Annotated in this window: 7 protein-coding genes; 4 read left to right on the top strand and 3 right to left on the bottom strand. The window is 43.1% G+C overall.

What is annotated here, in order from left to right:
* Window positions 1-269 precede the first annotated feature (269 nt).
* The 3 genes from HWQ37_RS29970 to HWQ37_RS29960 all read right to left on the bottom strand — a co-directional run bounded on the left by HWQ37_RS29970 (window position 270) and on the right by HWQ37_RS29960 (window position 1,190).
* Entirely contained in the window at window positions 270-563 is a 294-nt protein-coding gene (locus HWQ37_RS29970) for a fertility inhibition FinO-like protein (RefSeq protein ID WP_292754046.1), read from the bottom strand.
* A gap of 181 nt (window positions 564-744) precedes the next feature.
* Complete coding sequence (locus tag HWQ37_RS29965; RefSeq protein ID WP_292754045.1) at window positions 745-1,032, bottom strand: hypothetical protein; 288 nt, start codon at window positions 1,030-1,032, stop codon at window positions 745-747.
* Window positions 1,029-1,190, bottom strand: coding sequence for a hypothetical protein (locus tag HWQ37_RS29960; RefSeq protein ID WP_292754044.1), 162 nt, complete (start codon window positions 1,188-1,190; stop codon window positions 1,029-1,031). Before HWQ37_RS29960 ends, HWQ37_RS29965 begins: the two co-directional genes overlap by 4 nt.
* A gap of 265 nt (window positions 1,191-1,455) precedes the next feature.
* Between HWQ37_RS29960 and HWQ37_RS29955 the strand changes: the two genes are divergently transcribed.
* The 4 genes from HWQ37_RS29955 to HWQ37_RS29940 are packed head-to-tail and all read left to right on the top strand — an operon-like array spanning window position 1,456 to window position 3,202.
* The gene (locus tag HWQ37_RS29955; RefSeq protein WP_292754043.1) at window positions 1,456-2,475 is read left to right on the top strand and encodes a ParM/StbA family protein; all 1,020 of its coding nucleotides are present in this window, start codon (window positions 1,456-1,458) and stop codon (window positions 2,473-2,475) included.
* Between the two features lie 12 nt (window positions 2,476-2,487).
* Window positions 2,488-2,694 (top strand): hypothetical protein, encoded by a 207-nt coding sequence (locus HWQ37_RS29950; protein ID WP_292754042.1) that lies wholly within the window; start codon window positions 2,488-2,490, stop codon window positions 2,692-2,694.
* Between the two features lie 5 nt (window positions 2,695-2,699).
* Window positions 2,700-2,954 (top strand): hypothetical protein, encoded by a 255-nt coding sequence (locus HWQ37_RS29945; RefSeq protein ID WP_292754041.1) that lies wholly within the window; start codon window positions 2,700-2,702, stop codon window positions 2,952-2,954.
* Window positions 2,955-2,983: 29 nt separating this feature from the next.
* Window positions 2,984-3,202, top strand: coding sequence for a hypothetical protein (locus HWQ37_RS29940; protein WP_292754040.1), 219 nt, complete (start codon window positions 2,984-2,986; stop codon window positions 3,200-3,202).
* The last annotated feature ends 9 nt before the right edge of the window (window positions 3,203-3,211 follow it).

Genomic DNA, 3,211 nt, shown 5'->3' with positions numbered 1-3,211 from the left:
TTTTTTCTGACAGAATTTTCAGAACTGCCGAGTAATTTTGTGGAAGGGATATTGTCCACTATGCCGTAAATTGAAAGGCTAAAAACCCAACCATTTGTAAGTGTGCAACTACTGATAAACGTATACGTTGACAAGTAACAGGATTAAATTCTTGGTATTAATAGACTCAACGGTTCTAGATTTCCTGCATTGCCTCCGTTGGTAGCTGGGGCGTTGCCGCTACCACCTTGGTAAATTGTCTTTTTTCCGTGGATTGGAAGAAGAAACTATCAAGCTGCTGGAACTTTGTCCCCTTTTGATTTTTTCTCGAAAACCTGGATGTTAGGCTCTAGCAGTACAAAGCCGTTTTCGGTCGTCTCTCCCATCTTCCCTGCGATCGCACCCACCCACTCAGGGTAGTTAGCTTGTGCATCGGTGAGTTTTTTGAAGATTTTCGGCTTAATAACCATCGTAATAATGCGTTCGTCGCATTCAATCTCTAGTCGGTGCCAACCATTCTCTACAGTTTCCGATTGGGGCAGTTCGCTGATTTTGATGGTAATTTCTAACTTGCCTTGGATCATGTCTCAATCTCTTCTAATGTTTGTTCCGTGTGTTGTATTGTCAGGGGCAAGAGTAGTTGTGCTTGTATTTGCTATTAGAATTTCAAGAACAAGTTGTAAAAAGATAAATAGAGCAAATACTTTTAATACTTTCATTAATGCGATCGCTACCTACCCCCCATAAGTTGCAGGAGAATTGCTTCTAAACTCTGTAAAGCAGCATTGTAGTCCTTTGATGCTCCTCAAAATTACGTTGATGTTGCTCGAAGCTACGCTGGTGCTGTTCGGAATTTTCACGCAACTCCAGAAGCACGTCGTTCATAATGGCGTTTCTCGCAAAAATGCTATTAGCGGTAGAAACGAGGTCATCAAGCTGGTTTTGAGTGTTGGTTTGTTGTCTAGTTAAAGTGTCTAGTCGCATCGCTACAGTGTCTAAAACTGCTTCGATACGATCTAGGCGAGGCGTGTTTTGGGGTTGATCGGTGGTCATGATACCTTTTTATTCTGTTTGTCTTCTGCAATCGCTTTTTTAACCAATATTTTGACAAACTGAGGCAAAGTTACAAAGTTTCGTTCAGCCACATCCTGAAGATATTCGTACTCTTCAGGAGTCAGCCGTATCGACACTTGCGGGTTTTTAGATGGCATTTATAGCAATTAGTCATACTATTTAACCATCTTAAGCTCATGTCATTTCATCACTCAATATTTCAGCAAGTGTTGACAGGTGCTAGCACCTGCTATATATTAGCAAGTGTAAGCCACAAACGGCAACCTCCACCAACACAGCCGGCGGATAACAGACCCAGCCATTGCTGCAAACAGTAACCCCGACTTGCTGAAAGTGAAGCCCTAAGCCCGTTTAGCGAAACTAACAAACAATTCCCCACTAATCAAATAAGGATGGTCTTAATTGACATATCTGCAAACAATTGCCACTAATGGCAGAATTACCCATGACATAACCCCATGCGGATGGGATTGCGGTAACGGGTACTCAAAGTTACATACCCCACAAGGACAGATCCTCATCCCCTCATACTTCAAATCATTATCCGACAGTGATAAAAACGACTATGAGAGTTTAGGGAATGGCGCATTAGTCGAATATTTGCAAGGAGATCGCACCGACCTAGTTAACTCAAAATGGTTAATCGGAGAGACTGCGGAGATATATTTCAAGCAATCATTTGGACGTATAGTTGACGACTGGAGGAATAAGATTACTTACGGTCTGCAAATGCTGCTGGGAGCGATCGCACTTGTTCCAAGGCAACAAACTTATAACTTACTCGTAGTTGCCAGTTTGCACGACTCCCAGGCATTTTCATCTGATTTAAAGAGAGCGCTGCAAGGAAATCACACCGTCAAATTTGATGGAAAAGACATTGTAAATATTTATGTCAACTGTCAAGTCACAGAGGAGGGAGTAGGGGCTTTGCTAATTTCTCGCGCTCCTGGTCAACAGAAAATTGCGTTAATCGACTTGGGGCATGGCACGACGATCACCTCAATTTTCGAGGGCAATAAACTGCTACAGAACAGCCGAAAGATCGACACTGTGGGCGTACATCATTTGTGTGAGGCGATAGCGAATAATCTCCAAACCCGCCGCCATTTAAACAAACCAGCTAACCCTCATTTAATCCGTGAGGGATTGGCTAAGAATTTCAGCTATGGAACGACTGCCTGGGAGTTTTCGGAGATTTACAGCGATGAACTGAAGGGGTGGCTTGCATCTTGTCTAGTCCCAGCGTGGAAGCATTTGCAATCTCGCGCTGATGATTTGGATGCGGTTTATCTCGTTGGCGGCGGGGCAGCGTTACCGAATGTTGCTTCAATCGCAGCGCGGCAAGGAATCGCCACAATTCAAAACTCACAGATCGTAAATGTTCAGGGATTGCTGAAACTCGCAATTTCACATCAAAAATAGGGGGGAATAACGATGGCTGAAAGTAACAGGGTGAGTGTTCCGCGAGAATTAATTCCGCATTTGAAAGCTGAGGCAGAGAGCTTGTTCTTGAGTGACGATTTAACAGCTGCCGTGTGTTGGATACTGCGGAAACATTTTCGAGATAAGTGTAATGGAGCTTCACCCAGCGTAAATCCAATTTCCAAAGTCGAAAGCTACGATGATCTGTTTACTAATTGAACCAGATGAAAATATCTAAACCAATTCTACTTTCTATTACTACTACTGGGTTTTTAGTGCTTGGCTATTTCGGAGTGCAGCACTTCGGTAGAAACGCAATGTTCATCACAGCCGCAAGCGTGGGTAGTGCAGGTGCAATCAGTTATGTAATTCAAAAACCCAGTGAACAGAAACCCCCATCTAGTGACCCAGAACCGACAATCGCCCCAATTAAAACTGTGGGTCAGAGAAAAACTAAGAAGTCCAGCACCGAAGTTTAGATATTAGCAGATCAGAGGAAGTTAACTATATGGCATTTCAAGAAGGCGACAGAGTTGAGTTAGTTGAAATTTCTGGTGGTAAAAAGATAACCGGGGGCTTTGAAGTCGGACAAACGGGAACTGTTATTGGAGAAATCGCTAAGGATTATCCAATAGTTACCTGGGACAAAGCCATTATCCCAAAGACAGAACCAGACACAAGAATAACAAAGAGTAATTGTGATGCTAAAACACTGAAAAAGCTATGAGCCACCAAG

It is taken from the genome of Nostoc sp. NMS4 (genome assembly GCF_017115095.1).
Classification (GTDB): domain Bacteria; phylum Cyanobacteriota; class Cyanobacteriia; order Cyanobacteriales; family Nostocaceae; genus Nostoc.
The sequence above is the reverse complement of the archived record's forward strand: the minus strand, read 5'-3'. Positions and strand labels throughout refer to the sequence as shown.